The organism is Burkholderia sp. BCC0419, assembly GCF_902830285.1.
In the GTDB taxonomy this organism is placed as follows: domain Bacteria; phylum Pseudomonadota; class Gammaproteobacteria; order Burkholderiales; family Burkholderiaceae; genus Burkholderia.
Map to the genome: position 1 here is coordinate 1,655,090 of NZ_CADESR010000001.1, position 13,835 is coordinate 1,668,924.

At 65.1% G+C, this 13,835-nt stretch carries 17 protein-coding genes; 12 read left to right on the plus strand and 5 right to left on the minus strand.

What is annotated here, in order from left to right; genetic code table 11:
• Window positions 1–30 precede the first annotated feature (30 nt).
• The gene (locus tag HWW87_RS07415) at window positions 31–819 is read left to right on the plus strand and encodes a YhfC family glutamic-type intramembrane protease (RefSeq protein WP_175819779.1); all 789 of its coding nucleotides are present in this window, start codon (window positions 31–33) and stop codon (window positions 817–819) included.
• A 13-nt stretch (window positions 820–832) separates the two neighbouring features.
• On the plus strand, window positions 833–1,195 hold the full coding sequence (locus HWW87_RS07420) for a DUF3022 domain-containing protein (RefSeq protein ID WP_175819780.1): 363 nt from the start codon (window positions 833–835) through the stop codon (window positions 1,193–1,195).
• Window positions 1,196–1,228: 33 nt separating this feature from the next.
• Here HWW87_RS07420 and HWW87_RS07425 read toward each other — a convergent pair whose 3' ends face one another.
• Both HWW87_RS07425 and HWW87_RS07430 read right to left on the minus strand, forming a co-directional pair.
• The gene (locus HWW87_RS07425) at window positions 1,229–1,660 is read right to left on the minus strand and encodes a PGDYG domain-containing protein (protein WP_175819781.1); all 432 of its coding nucleotides are present in this window, start codon (window positions 1,658–1,660) and stop codon (window positions 1,229–1,231) included.
• A 132-nt stretch (window positions 1,661–1,792) separates the two neighbouring features.
• On the minus strand, window positions 1,793–2,344 hold the full coding sequence (locus HWW87_RS07430) for a Spy/CpxP family protein refolding chaperone (RefSeq protein ID WP_175819782.1): 552 nt from the start codon (window positions 2,342–2,344) through the stop codon (window positions 1,793–1,795).
• Window positions 2,345–2,592: 248 nt separating this feature from the next.
• On the opposite strand from HWW87_RS07430, the gene HWW87_RS07435 reads away from it, so the two are divergent.
• Together HWW87_RS07435 and HWW87_RS07440 are read left to right on the plus strand one after the other, a co-directional pair.
• Window positions 2,593–3,057, plus strand: a complete 465-nt coding sequence (locus HWW87_RS07435; protein WP_006481526.1) for an Lrp/AsnC family transcriptional regulator — start codon at window positions 2,593–2,595, stop codon at window positions 3,055–3,057.
• A gap of 511 nt (window positions 3,058–3,568) precedes the next feature.
• On the plus strand, window positions 3,569–4,669 hold the full coding sequence (locus HWW87_RS07440; protein WP_034181371.1) for a saccharopine dehydrogenase C-terminal domain-containing protein: 1,101 nt from the start codon (window positions 3,569–3,571) through the stop codon (window positions 4,667–4,669).
• A gap of 131 nt (window positions 4,670–4,800) precedes the next feature.
• On the opposite strand, the gene HWW87_RS07445 is transcribed toward HWW87_RS07440, so the two are convergent.
• Window positions 4,801–5,418 (minus strand): ATP-binding protein, encoded by a 618-nt coding sequence (locus HWW87_RS07445; protein ID WP_175819783.1) that lies wholly within the window; start codon window positions 5,416–5,418, stop codon window positions 4,801–4,803.
• The gene (cydX, locus tag HWW87_RS07450; RefSeq protein WP_175819784.1) at window positions 5,415–5,561 is read right to left on the minus strand and encodes a cytochrome bd-I oxidase subunit CydX; all 147 of its coding nucleotides are present in this window, start codon (window positions 5,559–5,561) and stop codon (window positions 5,415–5,417) included. Before cydX ends, HWW87_RS07445 begins: the two co-directional genes overlap by 4 nt.
• Window positions 5,562–5,762: 201 nt before the next feature.
• Here cydX and corA point away from each other — a divergent pair, with 201 nt between their 5' ends.
• Window positions 5,763–6,740 carry a magnesium/cobalt transporter CorA gene (corA, locus tag HWW87_RS07455; RefSeq protein ID WP_174431568.1) on the plus strand — a complete coding sequence of 326 codons (978 nt, stop codon included), beginning with the start codon at window positions 5,763–5,765 and terminating at the stop codon, window positions 6,738–6,740.
• 7 nt (window positions 6,741–6,747) lie between these two features.
• Here the strand turns inward: corA and HWW87_RS07460 are convergent, their stop codons facing one another.
• Window positions 6,748–7,041, minus strand: a complete 294-nt coding sequence (locus HWW87_RS07460; RefSeq protein WP_175819785.1) for a YciI-like protein — start codon at window positions 7,039–7,041, stop codon at window positions 6,748–6,750.
• Between the two features lie 457 nt (window positions 7,042–7,498).
• On the opposite strand from HWW87_RS07460, the gene HWW87_RS07465 reads away from it, so the two are divergent.
• From HWW87_RS07465 to HWW87_RS07495, 7 genes are all read left to right on the plus strand, one after another.
• Window positions 7,499–7,987, plus strand: coding sequence for a YbaK/EbsC family protein (locus HWW87_RS07465; protein WP_059723782.1), 489 nt, complete (start codon window positions 7,499–7,501; stop codon window positions 7,985–7,987).
• A gap of 865 nt (window positions 7,988–8,852) precedes the next feature.
• Entirely contained in the window at window positions 8,853–9,554 is a 702-nt protein-coding gene (locus tag HWW87_RS07470; RefSeq protein WP_175819786.1) for an energy transducer TonB, read from the plus strand.
• An 86-nt stretch (window positions 9,555–9,640) separates the two neighbouring features.
• Window positions 9,641–10,546, plus strand: coding sequence for a MotA/TolQ/ExbB proton channel family protein (locus HWW87_RS07475; protein WP_175819787.1), 906 nt, complete (start codon window positions 9,641–9,643; stop codon window positions 10,544–10,546).
• A gap of 20 nt (window positions 10,547–10,566) precedes the next feature.
• Window positions 10,567–10,989 carry a biopolymer transporter ExbD gene (locus HWW87_RS07480; protein ID WP_011549764.1) on the plus strand — a complete coding sequence of 141 codons (423 nt, stop codon included), beginning with the start codon at window positions 10,567–10,569 and terminating at the stop codon, window positions 10,987–10,989.
• Between the two features lie 199 nt (window positions 10,990–11,188).
• Window positions 11,189–11,620 carry a biopolymer transporter ExbD gene (locus HWW87_RS07485; protein WP_175819788.1) on the plus strand — a complete coding sequence of 144 codons (432 nt, stop codon included), beginning with the start codon at window positions 11,189–11,191 and terminating at the stop codon, window positions 11,618–11,620.
• 16 nt (window positions 11,621–11,636) lie between these two features.
• Window positions 11,637–12,827 carry a tetratricopeptide repeat protein gene (locus tag HWW87_RS07490; protein ID WP_175819789.1) on the plus strand — a complete coding sequence of 397 codons (1,191 nt, stop codon included), beginning with the start codon at window positions 11,637–11,639 and terminating at the stop codon, window positions 12,825–12,827.
• A gap of 302 nt (window positions 12,828–13,129) precedes the next feature.
• A complete protein-coding gene (locus HWW87_RS07495) occupies window positions 13,130–13,705 on the plus strand; it encodes an XRE family transcriptional regulator (RefSeq protein ID WP_175819790.1) in 576 nt (191 codons plus the stop codon).
• Window positions 13,706–13,835: the final 130 nt, after the last annotated feature.

The window sequence follows — 13,835 nt, forward strand, 5'->3', positions numbered from 1 at the left end:
TCAGGTGCGCCGCCCCGAACAAGGAACTACATGACTGTCGCTCCCGTCACGCTGGCGGCGCTGATCGCCGCCACGCTGATCATCGCGCTGCTGCCGCTCGTCCTCTACCGCCTCCTGCGCAAGCCGCTTGCGCTCAACCGCCGCGACACGATCGTCGGCGTCGCCGTCTTCACGCTGTTTGCGATGATCCTCGAGCGCGCGTTCCACGGGCTCGTGCTGAGCCACACGCCCGAGGACGGCTGGCTGACGCAGCCGCTCGCGTTCGTCGCGTACGGCGCGCTCGCGACCGCCGTGTTCGAGGAAGTCGGCCGCTATCTGGGGATGCATGTCCTGAACCGCCGCTATGGCGCATCGGCCGGCGACGGCCGCGGGATCGGCTACGGGATCGGCCACGCCGGCGCAGAAGCGTGGTTCGTCGGCGTGCTGGTGTGGGGCCAGTGGTCGTATCTCGCGTGGCTCGCGAGCCGCGGCCAGCTCGAGACGCAGCTGTCCGACCTGCCGGTCGACACCGTGGTGCGGCTGCACATGATGCTCGCGACGCTGTCGGCCCAGTCGATCCTGCTGTTGCTGCTCGAACGCTGCGCGGCGTTCGCGGTGCAACTGGCGCTGTCGGTGCTGGTGTGGCGCGGCGTGCGGGCCGGCCGAATGGCCGTGCTGCCGCTCGCGATCGTGCTGCATGCGCTCGCGGCGACGCCGACGCTGCTGTATCAGGTGCGCGTGCTGCCGGCCGCGTGGGCCGAGGCCGCGTATTTCTTGCTGGCCGCGATCCTGGTGGTCGTGCTGGTGAAGACGTGCCGGCCGTCGCGTGCGGCGGCCTGACGGGGAAGACGCAATGGACGACTATCTGATCGAATGCCAGAGCGCGGAATTCGATGCGCTTGCGCGCGTGATCTGCGATCTGTTTCCGGAGCAGACGCGCTTCGCCGAAAGCAGCGATGCGCGCGGGCGCTTCCTGTCCGTGCACTGGCTGGCGATGCGGTTCGGCGCGACGCCGAAGCGGATGACGCTCGACATCCGGGTCGTGCCGGCCGCGCTCGCGCGCTACCTGGCGCTCAAGCCGATGCAGCGCGCGCGCAGCCATGCGGTGCTGCATGCGTATACGGAAGCGATGCTCGGGTCGCTCGAAGAGCGGCACGCGGCCGGCGAGGCCGTCGAGTGCGACGCGGAACTCGAACTCGACGAAGACTTTGCGTGAGCGGCGGCGCCGGCCTCGGGCCGGCGCGGTGCGTTACGCGTCGCGGTAGACCTGCGCGAAGCGCTGCGCCTGCACGACACCGTAGTCGCCGGGCGCGTATTGCATCACCCAGTCGCCGGCGACGCCGCGCAGCGTGTCGCCGTTTTCCGAGCGGGCGATCGTAAACGGTTCGTCCATCCGGCGCGCGAGCACGACGGCCGGCCGGTTGCGGTAGGCGCCCGGCGCGCCGTGCGCGAGCGCCGGATCGGCGGGCAGGTATTTGGCGTCGAAGCGCGCGCGCGACACGACCCAGCGGTCGCCGGTCGAGCCGGTGATCAATGCGTCGCCCGCGACATAACGGTTCGGGCCTTCGAGGCTCATCAGTTCGCCGTCGGCGTCCGCGAAGGACACGGCGACGGTTTCGTCCTTGACGACGCGACGGGCCTGCGGATCGGTACGCAGATCGAGTTGCTTGAGTTCGAGCATGGGGAAGGGCGGGAAAGCGGGAAAAGCCGGGAGCTTATCCCGAATTCGGCGCGCCGTGTGACGCGCCGGTCGCCCATAGCGGCGCGGCGCCGTTCGGCCCGGGCGGGCAGCACGGCGCCGGCGGGGAGGGCGTCAGGGCTGCACGGGTGCGCTCGCGGCCGGCGCGGCGGCCGCCTTGCCTTCCTTGCCCTTCGTCTTGCCCTTGCCGCGGTGCTCGCCGCCGTGGTGCAGCCAGCTGCGGAAGGTCGTGTCGGCCAGCGCCTTCTGCTCGGCCGGGAAGCTCTCGTAGAGCGGCGCGAAGGCGTCGGCGAGCTTCTTCGCGCCGTCGGCGTTCGCCTGCGACAGTTCCGCGTACTGCTTCATGTCGTCGAGCGCGGACACGTCGTGCTTGGCCATCCGTTCGCTATAGAGGCGGCCCATCGTTGCGCCGTTGTCGCGCATCGTGTCGGCGAACGTCTTCCATTGCGGCTCCTGCGCCGACGTGATCTTCAACTGGTCGTGCAGGTACTTGATGCGTTGCTCGATGCGCGCTTCGTGGCGTGCCGCGCGCTCTTCGGCGCTCGGGGCCGACGCCGCGGCGGTCGTGGCCGGCGCCTGGGCGGGCGCTTGCGGCTGCGCCGGGGTTTGCGCGAATGCGCTGGCTGCAACGACGAGCGTAGCGAGGGTGAGCGAGATTTTCTTCATGGTTGGCTCTCCGGGGTGGTGTCTTGCGAGCGGGCGCGGCGGCCATTGCCGCCAGCGCGCATCTTGCGTCGCACGCTATTAGTAGCACGTTGCATGCAGCGCGGCAGTGAATGCGACACTTGCTTACATCCGATACGAATCGAAATCGAAGGTTCGAATCCGGGCCATGCCGGTTGGGCGCGCCGGCGTTCGGCGCTATCATCGCGTCACTTTCCACTCCGCCGGCACATGCGTGCCGGCCCAGCGTCATGCGTCCACCCCGCCTCGACCAACTCGACGATCTCGACCGGCAACTCGTCGCGCTGCTGCAAGCCGATGCGCGCGCCAGCGTCGCGGATCTCGCGCGCCAGCTCGACGTGGCGCGCACGACGGTCGTCGCGCGCATCGCGCGGCTCGAACGCACCAACGTGATCGCCGGGTACAGCGTGCGGCTCGGGCAGGACGTGCTCGATGCCAGCATCTATGCGTACGTCGGCATCATCCTCACGCCGAAGTTTGGCAAGGACGTGTTGCGCAAGCTCGACCGGATGCCGGAAGTCCAGCTGCTGTGCGCGGTGAGCGGCGAGTATGACTACGTCGCGTGGCTGCGCGCCGATTCGCCCGAACGACTCAACGACCTGCTCGACCAGATCGGCACGCTCGAAGGCGTCGAGCGCACGACGACATCGATCATCCTGTCGCGCAAGATCGATCGCGGGACGATCGGCGGCTGACCATTCTGTTGCACGCTGCGCCGCGCATGACGGCGCAAGCGCATGCGCGGCGCAGGTTTCGTTGCGTCACGGGCGCCCGGATTGGCGTCGGGTATGTGCCCGCACGCATTCCCGCACGCATTCGTATCGGCCTTCGCCGTCCATCATGATCGGTACGGGCATCCGCCATCATCCTTCCGCGCACTTCGCGCCTCTCTCCCGAATCTCCTTTCGTATTCCGCTTCGACCGCCGTGCGGCACCTGACGCATGGGCAGTTCGTGCGTCAGGTGCCACACCGTGCGTTCTCGCTTTCGTCATTGCGATGCGCAACCGCCAACGGCCGGTTTGCGACAGCGCCTCTACGCGATTTTTAGACGAATGTGTCATTTCGGCGAAATATGTCGTCATAACGTCGAAATTATCGGTCGTTTCGCATCATTCTTCGTCTTGGAACTGATTTTGAGCGTCCCTACACTGTGTTCATGGCTCAACGCCGTCCACAACACCAACCCATCATCAGGAGATAAGCGCATGAAAATCGCCATCGTCGGCGCAGGTCTGATCGGCCACACCATTGCTCACATGCTGCGCGAAACGGGCGACTACGAAGTCGTCGCGTTCGACCGCGACGCGGATGCGCTCGCGAAGCTGTCGCGCGAAGGCATCGCGACGCAGCGGGTCGATTCGGCCGACGCGAATGCGATTCGCGAAGCGGTGAAGGGCTTCGATGCGCTCGTCAATGCGCTGCCTTACTACCTCGCGGTCAACGTGGCCGCCGCCGCGAAGGCTGCCGGCGTTCACTACTTCGACCTGACCGAAGACGTGCGCGCCACCCACGCGATCCGCGAACTGGCCGATGGCTCCGACCGCGCGTTCATGCCGCAGTGCGGCCTCGCGCCGGGCTTCATCGGCATCGCCGCGCACGAACTCGTGAACGGCTTCAGCGAAGTGCGCGACGTGAAGATGCGCGTCGGCGCGCTGCCCGAATATCCGACCAACGCGCTGAAGTACAACCTGACGTGGAGCGTCGACGGCCTGATCAACGAATACTGTCAGCCGTGCGAAGCGATCCGCGACGGCCGCAAGCAGTGGGTGCAGCCGCTCGAAGGCCTCGAACACTTCTCGCTCGACGGCACCGAATACGAAGCGTTCAACACGTCGGGCGGCCTCGGCACGCTGTGCGAGACGCTGTCGGGCAAGGTCGAGACGCTCGACTACAAGTCGGTGCGCTACCCGGGCCACCGCGAGCTCGTCCAGTTCCTGCTGGAAGACCTGCGCCTGTCGACCGACCGCGACACGCTGAAGTCGATCATGCGCCGCGCGGTGCCGTCGACGAAGCAGGACGTCGTGCTCGTGTTCGTCACGGTGACGGGCGTGAAGGACGGCCAGCTGGTGCAGGACGTGTTCACGCGCAAGATCTTCGCGAAGGACGTGTGCGGGATGCACATGAGCGCGATCCAGATCACGACGGCCGGCGCGATGTGCGCGGTGCTGGATCTGTTCCGCGAAAAGAAGCTGCCGCAGAGCGGTTTCATCCCGCAGGAAAAGGTGTCGCTGAAGGCGTTCCTGTCGAACCGCTTCGGCAAGCTGTATGAAGGCGGCACGATGGAGCGCGTGCACGCGGTTGCCTGACCGCAGTTGTCAGACCATTCGCCAGCCTCTGGCACGAGGGCCGTACGACGCCGGGAGCGCAGCAGCGCTTCCGGCGTTGTTTTTTGCGGTAAGCGGTAAGCGGTAAGCGGGAAGGGCGCCTGGCGGCGCGATCAGGCCGGCAGCGGCGGGACGATCGTCGCCGGTTGCGGTGGCGGCACGATGCGGTACAGCAGCGCGTCGATGTCCGCGTCGGACGGCGCGGTGTTGTCGAACATCACGATGCCGTCGCATTCGCGGCCGGTCGGCACGAAGCGGCGCTGCCGGTATTCGTCCCAGTGCGCAAGCTTGTACGCATCGTTCGGGTTGGCGCGCGCGACGATCCGCTGGTGCGCGATATCCTCCGACGTGTGAACCCAGACGACCGTCAGCGTGACGTCCGGCGCGATGCCGAGCCACGCGCGATCGAGGATGCGCCGGTCGCGCACTTCACGCGACAGCGGGCCGACGACGAGCGCGCCGATGCCGAGCGAGAGATTTTCACGGGCCGTGTCGAGCAGGCCCTGGTATTCGGGATCGCGAAGATGTTTGAGGTAGAGCGGGCTGTCGCGGTCGTTCGGATCGTTCGTGAGCGCGCCCATCGCGGCGGCGCTGTAGCGACCGTACAGCGTGTCTTTGTCGAGCAGGCAGAACGCCTCGCCGGTCGCGCGCATCAGCGGCCCGATGAGCCGCTTCGCGAGCGTGGTCTTGCCGGTGCCGGCGTGACCGCAGAAGAACACGAGATGTGTCACGAATACCGGCTCCCCGCCTCCTGGCGCGACGTGTCGCTGCGCTTGTCGTCGCGCGAGAACACTTCCGCTTCCAGCCACATCGCGTTGATGATGCCGAAGCCGAGTGCCACGCCGATGCCGAGTATCCACGAGAAATACCACATAGGTCTGTCTCCTTGACGGTTGAGCCGTACGGTCGTTGTGCAGCGCGCAATGCAGGCCCGGCGCGCCTGTCGCCGTGCCGCGACGCGCGTGCTGCGGTGCACGCAGCCCGATCATGACCAATATCGACGTGCCGCGCAAGCCGGGCCGTCCGTGCAGCAAACCGGTAAACTGATGTGCAAACCGCAACATCGTGGGACAACATGCTGATCAACTGTGCTGCTTACCAGGACGGCCGCAAGCTGGCCGATATCGACATCGACGCCATCAGCGATTACGTGTCGAAGCCCGAATGCTTCGTGTGGGTCGCGCTGAAGGATCCGACGCCCGAGGAAATCGACCTGATGGGCGAGGAGTTCGGATTGCACGAACTCGCGCTCGAGGATGCCCGCAAGGGTCATCAGCGGCCGAAGATCGAGGAATACGGCGACTCGCTGTTCGCGGTGCTGCATACGGTCGAACTCGATGAGGATGACGAATTCAAGGTCGGCGAATTGAACGTGTTCGTCGGCCCGAATTACGTGCTGTCGATCCGCAACCATACCGAGCAGGATTTCCGCGACGTGCGCAAGCGTTGCGAGCGCGAGCCGCATCTGCTGCGAGAGGGGGCGGCGTTCGTGTTCTACGCGTTGATGGACCAGGTCGTCGACCGGTATTTCCCGATCCTCGAAACGCTCGGCACCGAGCTCGAGGAACTCGAGGATCGCATCTTCGCGAAGGCGACGCCTGCGTCGTCGCGCGCGATCATCGAGGATCTCTATTCGCTGAAGCGCCGGCTCGTGCTGCTGTACCAGCACACGGCGCCGCTGATGGAGCCGCTCGCGAAGCTCACCGGCGGGCGCGTGCCGCACGTCTGCAGCGGGATGGCGGCCTACTTCCGCGACGTGTACGACCATCTGCAGCGGATCGTGAAGACGATCGAAGGGCGCCGCGAGATGGTCGTCACGGCGATCCAGGTCAACCTCGGGATGATTTCGCTCGCGGAGAACGAGGTGACCAAGCGGCTCGGCTCGTTCGCCGCGTTGTTCGCGATACCGACGATGATCGCCGGCATCTACGGGATGAACTTCGCGAACATGCCCGAGCTGCACCTGAAATACGGGTTCTACGGCTGCATCGCGGTGATGGCCATCGCCGACCTCGCGCTGTGGTGGCGTTTCAGGCGGGCAGGGTGGCTGTAGCCCGATTTCACGCGGGACGCGGCGCGTGCTTGCCGATCACGACGCGCCACGGCCGCACGCGCCACGATTTCACGAGGCCGTTCTGCACGTACGGATCGGCGCGCGCGAACGACTCGGCCGCCTCCGGCGAATCGCCTTCGAACACGAGCACGGCCTGGTCGGCGGGGTCCGCCAGCGCGCCGGCGAGCACGAGTTCGCCGCGCTCGGTCGCGGCCTGCGCGAGCGCCAGATGCTCTGCACGGAACGGCTCGCGTCGCGACAGGTAATCGTCGACGAGTTCGTAGATCAACTGGTAGTGCATGATCGCTCCGGAAGTCGGTTTCCGCCGCGGGATGGTGGGCGTCCGGCTCAGTATAGGGCACCGGGAAAGCCGTTGGCGGCGTGGTTTGCCGGCGTGACGGCAGGCATTCGTGGGTCCGTTTTTTTGAACGACGTATCCCGGACGGTATCCCGGCGTTTTTCTTAGAACGCAACTAACGGTCTGGTTTCCCGACGTCGGCAAAGTGCCGGCTCATTCGCGTCTACGTAAGCACTGCCTGAAATCTGTCTACAGAAATGAGGGGTCCTTCCAAGCAAATTCCGGGTCCGGATCTCGCATGCCGGCGAGGGACGAGCGGATGAAAAAGGACGGGAGCCGGCTGCCGGGCCATCTGAACCGGGCGTCGCGCGAGGGCGTTTCCATTGGGCCGGAATGCGACCTATGCTGAACGAATCCGGAGCGAACGCCGTTCGCCCGATTCGCCCAGACGAGGTGTGCCATGCCGGTCTCAGCCACCCTGCAGGATTGCCTGCGCCAGAAGTCATCGCGGTACGAAGTCGTGTACCACCCCTATAGCCATACGAGCATGGAGACGGCCGCCGCCGCGCATATTCCCGGCGATCGGCTCGCGAAAACCGTGCTCCTCGAGGACGCCGAGGGCTACGTCGCCGCCGTATTGCCGACGACGCACGCCGTGCGCCTGTCGGATCTCTGGGTGAAGACGGGACGTCATCTCGTGCTTGCCCGGGAGGTCGAATTGCGCGAGCTGTTCAAGGATTGCGACATGGGCGCGCTGCCGCCGGTCTGCATGGCGTACGGAATGAAGACGTTCCTCGAGGAACGCCTCGCGCAGCAGCCGGAAGTCTATTTCGAGGCCGGCGATCACGAAGCGCTGATTCACATGATGCAGGACGAATTCCTGATGCTGATGGAGACGGCCGAGCGCGCGCATTTCTCGCACAGGATGCAGGGGATGATGCTGTCCTGAGCGACGCCGGTCGTTCGTCGACGAAGCATGCGCGCGGGCATTTTCCCGCCGGGTTCGGCGGGGCGGAGATGCCTGTGTGCGCTGAGGGTTGGGCAATGAGTTCATGCTGATGCAGCGGTATCCGGCGTCAGAAAATAGATTCGTTATGCAAATCATTGAGTTGATTCGTCGATCGACAAGTTTTCCAATTTTTATTTGGAATCCTTGATAAAGAGACGATTGGTGCCTCGTCGGAACATCGCGTGAACAGGCCCGGCCCTGGCCCCGCATGACAATGGTCAATCGGCTTCCATCCATGAATGAGTCAACGAAACGCATCCGACAACGCTCGTTTCCGGGGCCGATTCGGTGCGCTGCACTAAATTAGGGATTATTTATGCGCAAATCACTGAATTAGTGCGGCAACCATACAAATCAATTACCAAATCAATGGGAAGTTGTTTAAAGAAGCTTACTAACTCGTTATTCGAGTAGGGCCTCCAAACTTTGTATTTGAGTATCAAATAAAGTTTGACGCCCAGATTTTTTCCTTGCTATCTTCTGCACCCAAGACGAACGGCCTGGCTGACATCGGCGTGTAACGAAGATCCAAGCATCACGAGAAAAAGGTGCCGGTGTCGACGCGGTTGCAATTGCCTGAACGTGCCGGTGCGGGGTAGACGCCGGATAGGGCGGCTATCCCGTCGCGGTTGAAACGATTCCTTGAAATTGAATGAATTTGGATCCGAATTCGATGCTTCCAATTCGGATTTCAAGTTGAATTGAAAATGAAATTTCGCATTGAGGCGGAGACGGAGCCGACCCGGTTCCGGAGCCCGCCATCATCGCGAAACTGGGCGATTCGCTTGGGGGATGGATAGTGGGCATGAAAGTCGAAGAGCATCTGGTTGCTTCGAATAGCGGACTGGCCACGCTGGGGCGTCCGCGGGAATTCGGCAAGAAGCAGCAGAATCCGGTGCGCCGTTTCGGCGGCATCGCAGTCGTCCTCCTGTTGCATGCAGTGCTGATCTACGCATTGCTCAACGGCCTCGCGACCAAAGTCGTGCAGGTGATCCAGCATCCGATCGAAACCCGCATCATCGAGCCGGTGAAGCCGCCGCCACCGCCGCCGATGCCGGTCGTCAAGCTTCCGCCGCCGAAATTCGCGCCGCCGCCGCCGCCGTTCGTGCCGCCGCCGGAAGTGCCGGTGCAGGCGCCCCCGCAGCAGGCGACCATCACGCACCAGTCGGCACCGGTGCCGTCCGCGCCGGCCGTGCAGGCGCCGGTCATCGCACCGCCCGCGCCGCCCAAGCCGGTCAGTCACGAAGTGGGTGTCGTCTGCCCGAATTCGGACTCGATGCGCGCGTCGATGCAGTACCCGAAGGAAGCGCAGGAAAACAACATCACGGGTGACGTGACGATCGAGTTCGTCGTGGATGCAGAAGGGAACATTACGAACGAGCGCGTGGCCCAGTCGGCCGACCCGGTGCTCGATCGTGCGGCCTACAACACCGTGAAGCGGTTCAAATGCGTGGCGCAAGGCCAGGCAGTACGGGTCCAGGTGCCGTTCTCGTTCAACCTGAATTGATGCAGTGGGCGGTCCGGCGGGAGCCGGACCGGGGAAAACCGGCTTGAACTTAAATCGTAAGTTCAACGAAAGAATTGGAGTGGGGTATGACGAAGCGTTCTCTGGCCGCGCTGGCGGCAAGCCTGTTGATGTCCGTCGCTGCAATCGACGGGCTCGTTGCACCGCAACTCGCTTACGCGCAAGCGAGCGGATCCATGACGACATCCGACGCGTCGACACCGGTCGCGGCGCCTGCGCAGGCGACCACCGCCGCCGAGCCGGCCCCGCCCCCGGCGCCGGCCACGACCGAAGCGGTCGAGAATCCGTACGGGCTCGGGGCGCTATGGAAGAACGGCGACTTCGTCGCGCGCTTCGTGCTGATCCTGCTCGTGATCATGTCGATGGGCAGCTGGTACATCATGGTCACGAAGTTCGTCGAGCAGTTGCGGGCGAACCGCCGCGCGAAACTTGCCGACGCACAGCTCTGGAGCGCGCCGTCGCTGGCCGAGGGCGCGAAGCTGCTCGACGAGGCATCGCCGTTCCGCTTCATCGCCGAAACGGCGATCGAGGCGGGCGAGCATCACGACGAGGCGCTGCTCGAAGCAGTGGACCGCAACACGTGGATCGACGTGTCCGTCGAGCGCTCGATCACGAACGTGTCGAACCGCATGCAGGACGGGCTCGCGTTCCTGGCGACGGTCGGCTCGACCGCGCCGTTCGTCGGGCTGTTCGGCACGGTCTGGGGGATCTATCACGCGCTGACGGCGATCGGGATCGCGGGCCAGGCGTCGATCGACAAGGTCGCAGGCCCGGTGGGCGAGGCGCTCATCATGACGGCGATCGGCCTGGCGGTCGCGGTGCCTGCCGTACTCGGCTACAACTTCCTGGTCCGGCGCAACAAGTCGGTGATGGAGCGGGTCCGCAACTTCGGCGCCCAGCTGCACACCGTGCTGCTGGCCGGCAGCAAGCGTCCCGCTCGCGTGCCGTCGGCCGCCGCGTCGCTCGTGAACTGACCGGCTGACGGAGGCGCGCGATGGGCATGAACGTCGGGCAGGACGAAAGCGACGAGGTGATCGCGAACATCAACACGACGCCGCTCGTCGACGTGATGCTGGTGCTGCTGATCATCTTCCTGATCACGATTCCGGTCGTCACGCACACGATCCAGCTGCAGTTGCCGAAGGAGGTCGTGCAGCCGCTGCAGACCACGCCGAAGAGCGTCGAGATCGCGGTGAACCGCGACGGCGATTTCTTCTGGGGCGAGCAGTTGGTGGATGCGTCGACGTTGCTCGCGAAGCTGAAGGGTGTGTCGCAGCAGCAGCCGCAGCCGAGCGTGCACGTGCGGGGCGACCAGAACACGCGCTACGAGTTCATCGGCCGGGTCATCACGATGTGCGAGCGAGCGGGTATCGCGAAGGTGTCGTTCATTACGGAACCGCCGGCGCGTGGTGGCTAGCCTTGCATGGGGGACGGCGCACGCGCCGATTCTGATTGACCGCTATTGCATGGGACCAGAGTAAGCGCTGAAGCGCTAACTCTGGTCGACCGCGAAGCATGGGATCTGAGTAAGCGCTAAAGCGCTAACTCAGATCGACCGCTATGCATGGGACCAGAGTAAGCGCTAAAGCGCTAACTCTGGTCGACAGGAGCAGACGATGGGAATGAACGTGCCTTCGGGCGGGAGCGGCAGCGAGCCGGAAGTGATGGTCGATATCAACACCACGCCGCTGATCGACGTGATGCTGGTGCTGCTGATCATGCTGATCATCACGATCCCGATCCAGATGCATTCGGTGAAGATGGACCTGCCGGTGGGCACCCCGCCGCCGCCCGCCACACAGCCGGAAGTCGTGCAGATCGACATCGACTTCGACGGTACGACGACGTGGAACGGCGCGCCGGTGCCGAATCGCGCGGCACTCGAGGCGAAGCTGACGGCGGTCGCGCACGAGCCCGTGCAGGCGGAGATCCATCTGCGGCCGAACAAGCTGGCGCCGTACAAGGACGTGGCGGCCGTACTGGCGTCCGCGCAGCGCGTGGGCGCGACGAAGATCGGCCTGATCGGAAACGAGCAGTTCATGCAATGACGGGACAGGCCAACCGATGAACCAGCGACGATGGAAACGGGTGATGGCGCTGACCGCGCTCGGTGCGGCCTGCGTGTTCGGCCGGCCGGCGTGGGCGGCCGACGCGTTGCGGCCCGATGTGGCGAAGCCGCTGGCGGCGGCGCAGGACCTGTATCGCGCGCACAAGTATCGCGACGCGCTCGGCAAGATCGCGCAGGCGGCCGCCGTGCCCAACCGCACGCCGTATGAAACCTACATGGTGGAAGCGACGCGCGGCGCGGCGGCGATGGCGGCCGGCGATACCGGCGTGGCCGCGCAGGCCTACGAAATCGTGCTGAACTCGGGGCGCCTGTCGGGCGAGGACGAGCAACGGACCACGGCGGCGCTCGCGGGGATCTACTTCCAGCAGAAGAACTATCCGCAGGCGATCCGCGTCGCGCAGCGCTACCTGAAGGCGGGCGGCACGGATCCGGAAATGCATACGCTGCTCACGCAGTCGTATTACCTGTCGAACGATTGCAGCCAGGTCGTGAGACAGTTGAAGGCAAGCACGGATGCACAGGTGAAGGCCGGCCACGCGCCGGACGAAGGGCAGTTGCAGATGCTGGCGACGTGTGCGCAAAAGGGCAAGGATGCCGATGCCTATCGCAGCGCGCTCGCCATGCTGGTGGCTTATCACCCGAGCCCCGCGTACTGGGAGGACATGGTCTCGGCCATTCGCGGCAGCCCCGGTTACCTGTCGTCGCTCGACCTCGACATCTACCGGTTGCGCAGGGCGACGGGCTCGTTGACGACGGCCGACGCCTATATGGAGATGACGCAGCTCGCGCTGGTGGCGGGAACGCCGGCCGAAGGCAGGCAGGTGATCGACCAGGGGTTCGCGTCCGGCGTGCTGGGCAAGGATGCGCAGGCGGACCGCGAGAAACGGCTGCAGGCGCTGGCCACCAGGCGCGCGCAGTCAGGCGCGGACGCTGCCGATCCGGTGGCGCCGATCGACGTCGGCATGAATCTGGTGTTCGCGGGCCACGCGGCGCAGGGGCTGTCGATGATGGAGCAGGCGATCGCGAAGGGCGGGCTCGATCATCCCGATGTGGCGCGACTGCGGCTCGGCGAGGCGTACTACGTGGCGGGCGAGAAGGCGCACGCGGTTCAGGTGCTTCGCACGGTGAAGGGCGCCGACGGGTCGGGGGATCTGGCGAAGCTCTGGACGGCGGTGGCATCCCGGTAGCGCAACGCAAGGGCGCGACGGCGTGCGACGCGCACGCGCTCGACAAGCAGCGTGGCGCGGCGGAAGTACAAGTGCTTGACGGTCAGGCATGAAGAGAAAGAGGGGTAATCTTGTTAATTAGTAAACCGAATGAAATATGCGGAGGTCGCGCGGCCATGGGGCGACGGCGTCGAGCCGCACCGCGCGCCGGCTGCACGCAGCGGCAGTGCGCGGCCGGGTATCACGCCGAGCCGGTCGCGTCATCGCATCGGCGAAGGATCGCCGACATCAAACCGGTTTCGACTGCGAGGCTCCGCACTTCCATGACTGTGCCCCCTGATGAGTCGGTTCTGGTCGCCGTATCGCTAGGCAACAAGATCCGGGCGCTGCGCCAGCGCCTGAAGCTCACGCTTGACGAGACGGCCGGGATCGCGGGCATTTCGAAGCCGTTCCTGTCTCAGGTCGAGCGTGGGCGCGCGACGCCGTCGATCACGTCACTGGTCCGGATCGCGCAAGCGCTGGGCGTGACGATGCAGTACTTCATCGACACGCCGACGGAAGCGCGTTCGGTGTGCCGCGGGAACGCGATGCAGTATTTCCAGTTCGCGAACTCGGCCAGCCTGTTCGCCAGGCTGACGAACCTGGTGGATGGCCGCAAGCTCGACGCGATTCTCGTCAGGATGCCGGCGGGGCAGTCGCCGTCCGAGATAACGACGCATTCGGGCGAGGAGTTCGTCTATGTGATGCGCGGGCAGGTCGCGCTGACGCTCGAGGATTGCACGTTCACGCTGAACGAGGGCGATACCGCGCACTACGAATCGACGATGCCGCATGCGTGGCACAACACGGCCGACGAAGAGGCGGTGATCGTCTGGGTCGGCACGCCGAGGCTGTTCTAGCGGAGGCGGCAGGTGCCGCACGCCGCGATGCCGGAGAATTACCCGGCCGATGGAAGACAGAACGCAGTACGGCGCGCGAACAGTTTCGTTGCCGGCAGGGCTGGACTCGTCATCCATCGAATCGGAAGCA

Bases quoted from the DNA above. Each gene is read 5' to 3' on its own strand.
- corA (WP_174431568.1), top strand. From the start codon at position 5,763: ATGCTGATCAACTGTGCTGCTTACCAGGACGGCCGCAAGCTGGCCGAT.
- HWW87_RS07440 (WP_034181371.1), top strand. From the start codon at position 3,569: ATGAAAATCGCCATCGTCGGCGCAGGTCTGATCGGCCACACCATTGCT.
- HWW87_RS07490 (WP_175819789.1), top strand. From the start codon at position 11,637: ATGAACCAGCGACGATGGAAACGGGTGATGGCGCTGACCGCGCTCGGT.
- HWW87_RS07475 (WP_175819787.1), top strand. From the start codon at position 9,641: ATGACGAAGCGTTCTCTGGCCGCGCTGGCGGCAAGCCTGTTGATGTCC.
- HWW87_RS07495 (WP_175819790.1), top strand. From the start codon at position 13,130: ATGACTGTGCCCCCTGATGAGTCGGTTCTGGTCGCCGTATCGCTAGGC.
- HWW87_RS07420 (WP_175819780.1), top strand. From the start codon at position 833: ATGGACGACTATCTGATCGAATGCCAGAGCGCGGAATTCGATGCGCTT.
- HWW87_RS07430 (WP_175819782.1), bottom strand. From the start codon at position 2,344: ATGAAGAAAATCTCGCTCACCCTCGCTACGCTCGTCGTTGCAGCCAGC.
- HWW87_RS07485 (WP_175819788.1), top strand. From the start codon at position 11,189: ATGGGAATGAACGTGCCTTCGGGCGGGAGCGGCAGCGAGCCGGAAGTG.
- HWW87_RS07435 (WP_006481526.1), top strand. From the start codon at position 2,593: ATGCGTCCACCCCGCCTCGACCAACTCGACGATCTCGACCGGCAACTC.
- HWW87_RS07460 (WP_175819785.1), bottom strand. From the start codon at position 7,041: ATGCACTACCAGTTGATCTACGAACTCGTCGACGATTACCTGTCGCGA.
- HWW87_RS07470 (WP_175819786.1), top strand. From the start codon at position 8,853: ATGAAAGTCGAAGAGCATCTGGTTGCTTCGAATAGCGGACTGGCCACG.
- HWW87_RS07465 (WP_059723782.1), top strand. From the start codon at position 7,499: ATGCCGGTCTCAGCCACCCTGCAGGATTGCCTGCGCCAGAAGTCATCG.
- HWW87_RS07415 (WP_175819779.1), top strand. From the start codon at position 31: ATGACTGTCGCTCCCGTCACGCTGGCGGCGCTGATCGCCGCCACGCTG.
- HWW87_RS07425 (WP_175819781.1), bottom strand. From the start codon at position 1,660: ATGCTCGAACTCAAGCAACTCGATCTGCGTACCGATCCGCAGGCCCGT.
- cydX (WP_175819784.1), bottom strand. From the start codon at position 5,561: ATGTGGTATTTCTCGTGGATACTCGGCATCGGCGTGGCACTCGGCTTC.
- HWW87_RS07480 (WP_011549764.1), top strand. From the start codon at position 10,567: ATGGGCATGAACGTCGGGCAGGACGAAAGCGACGAGGTGATCGCGAAC.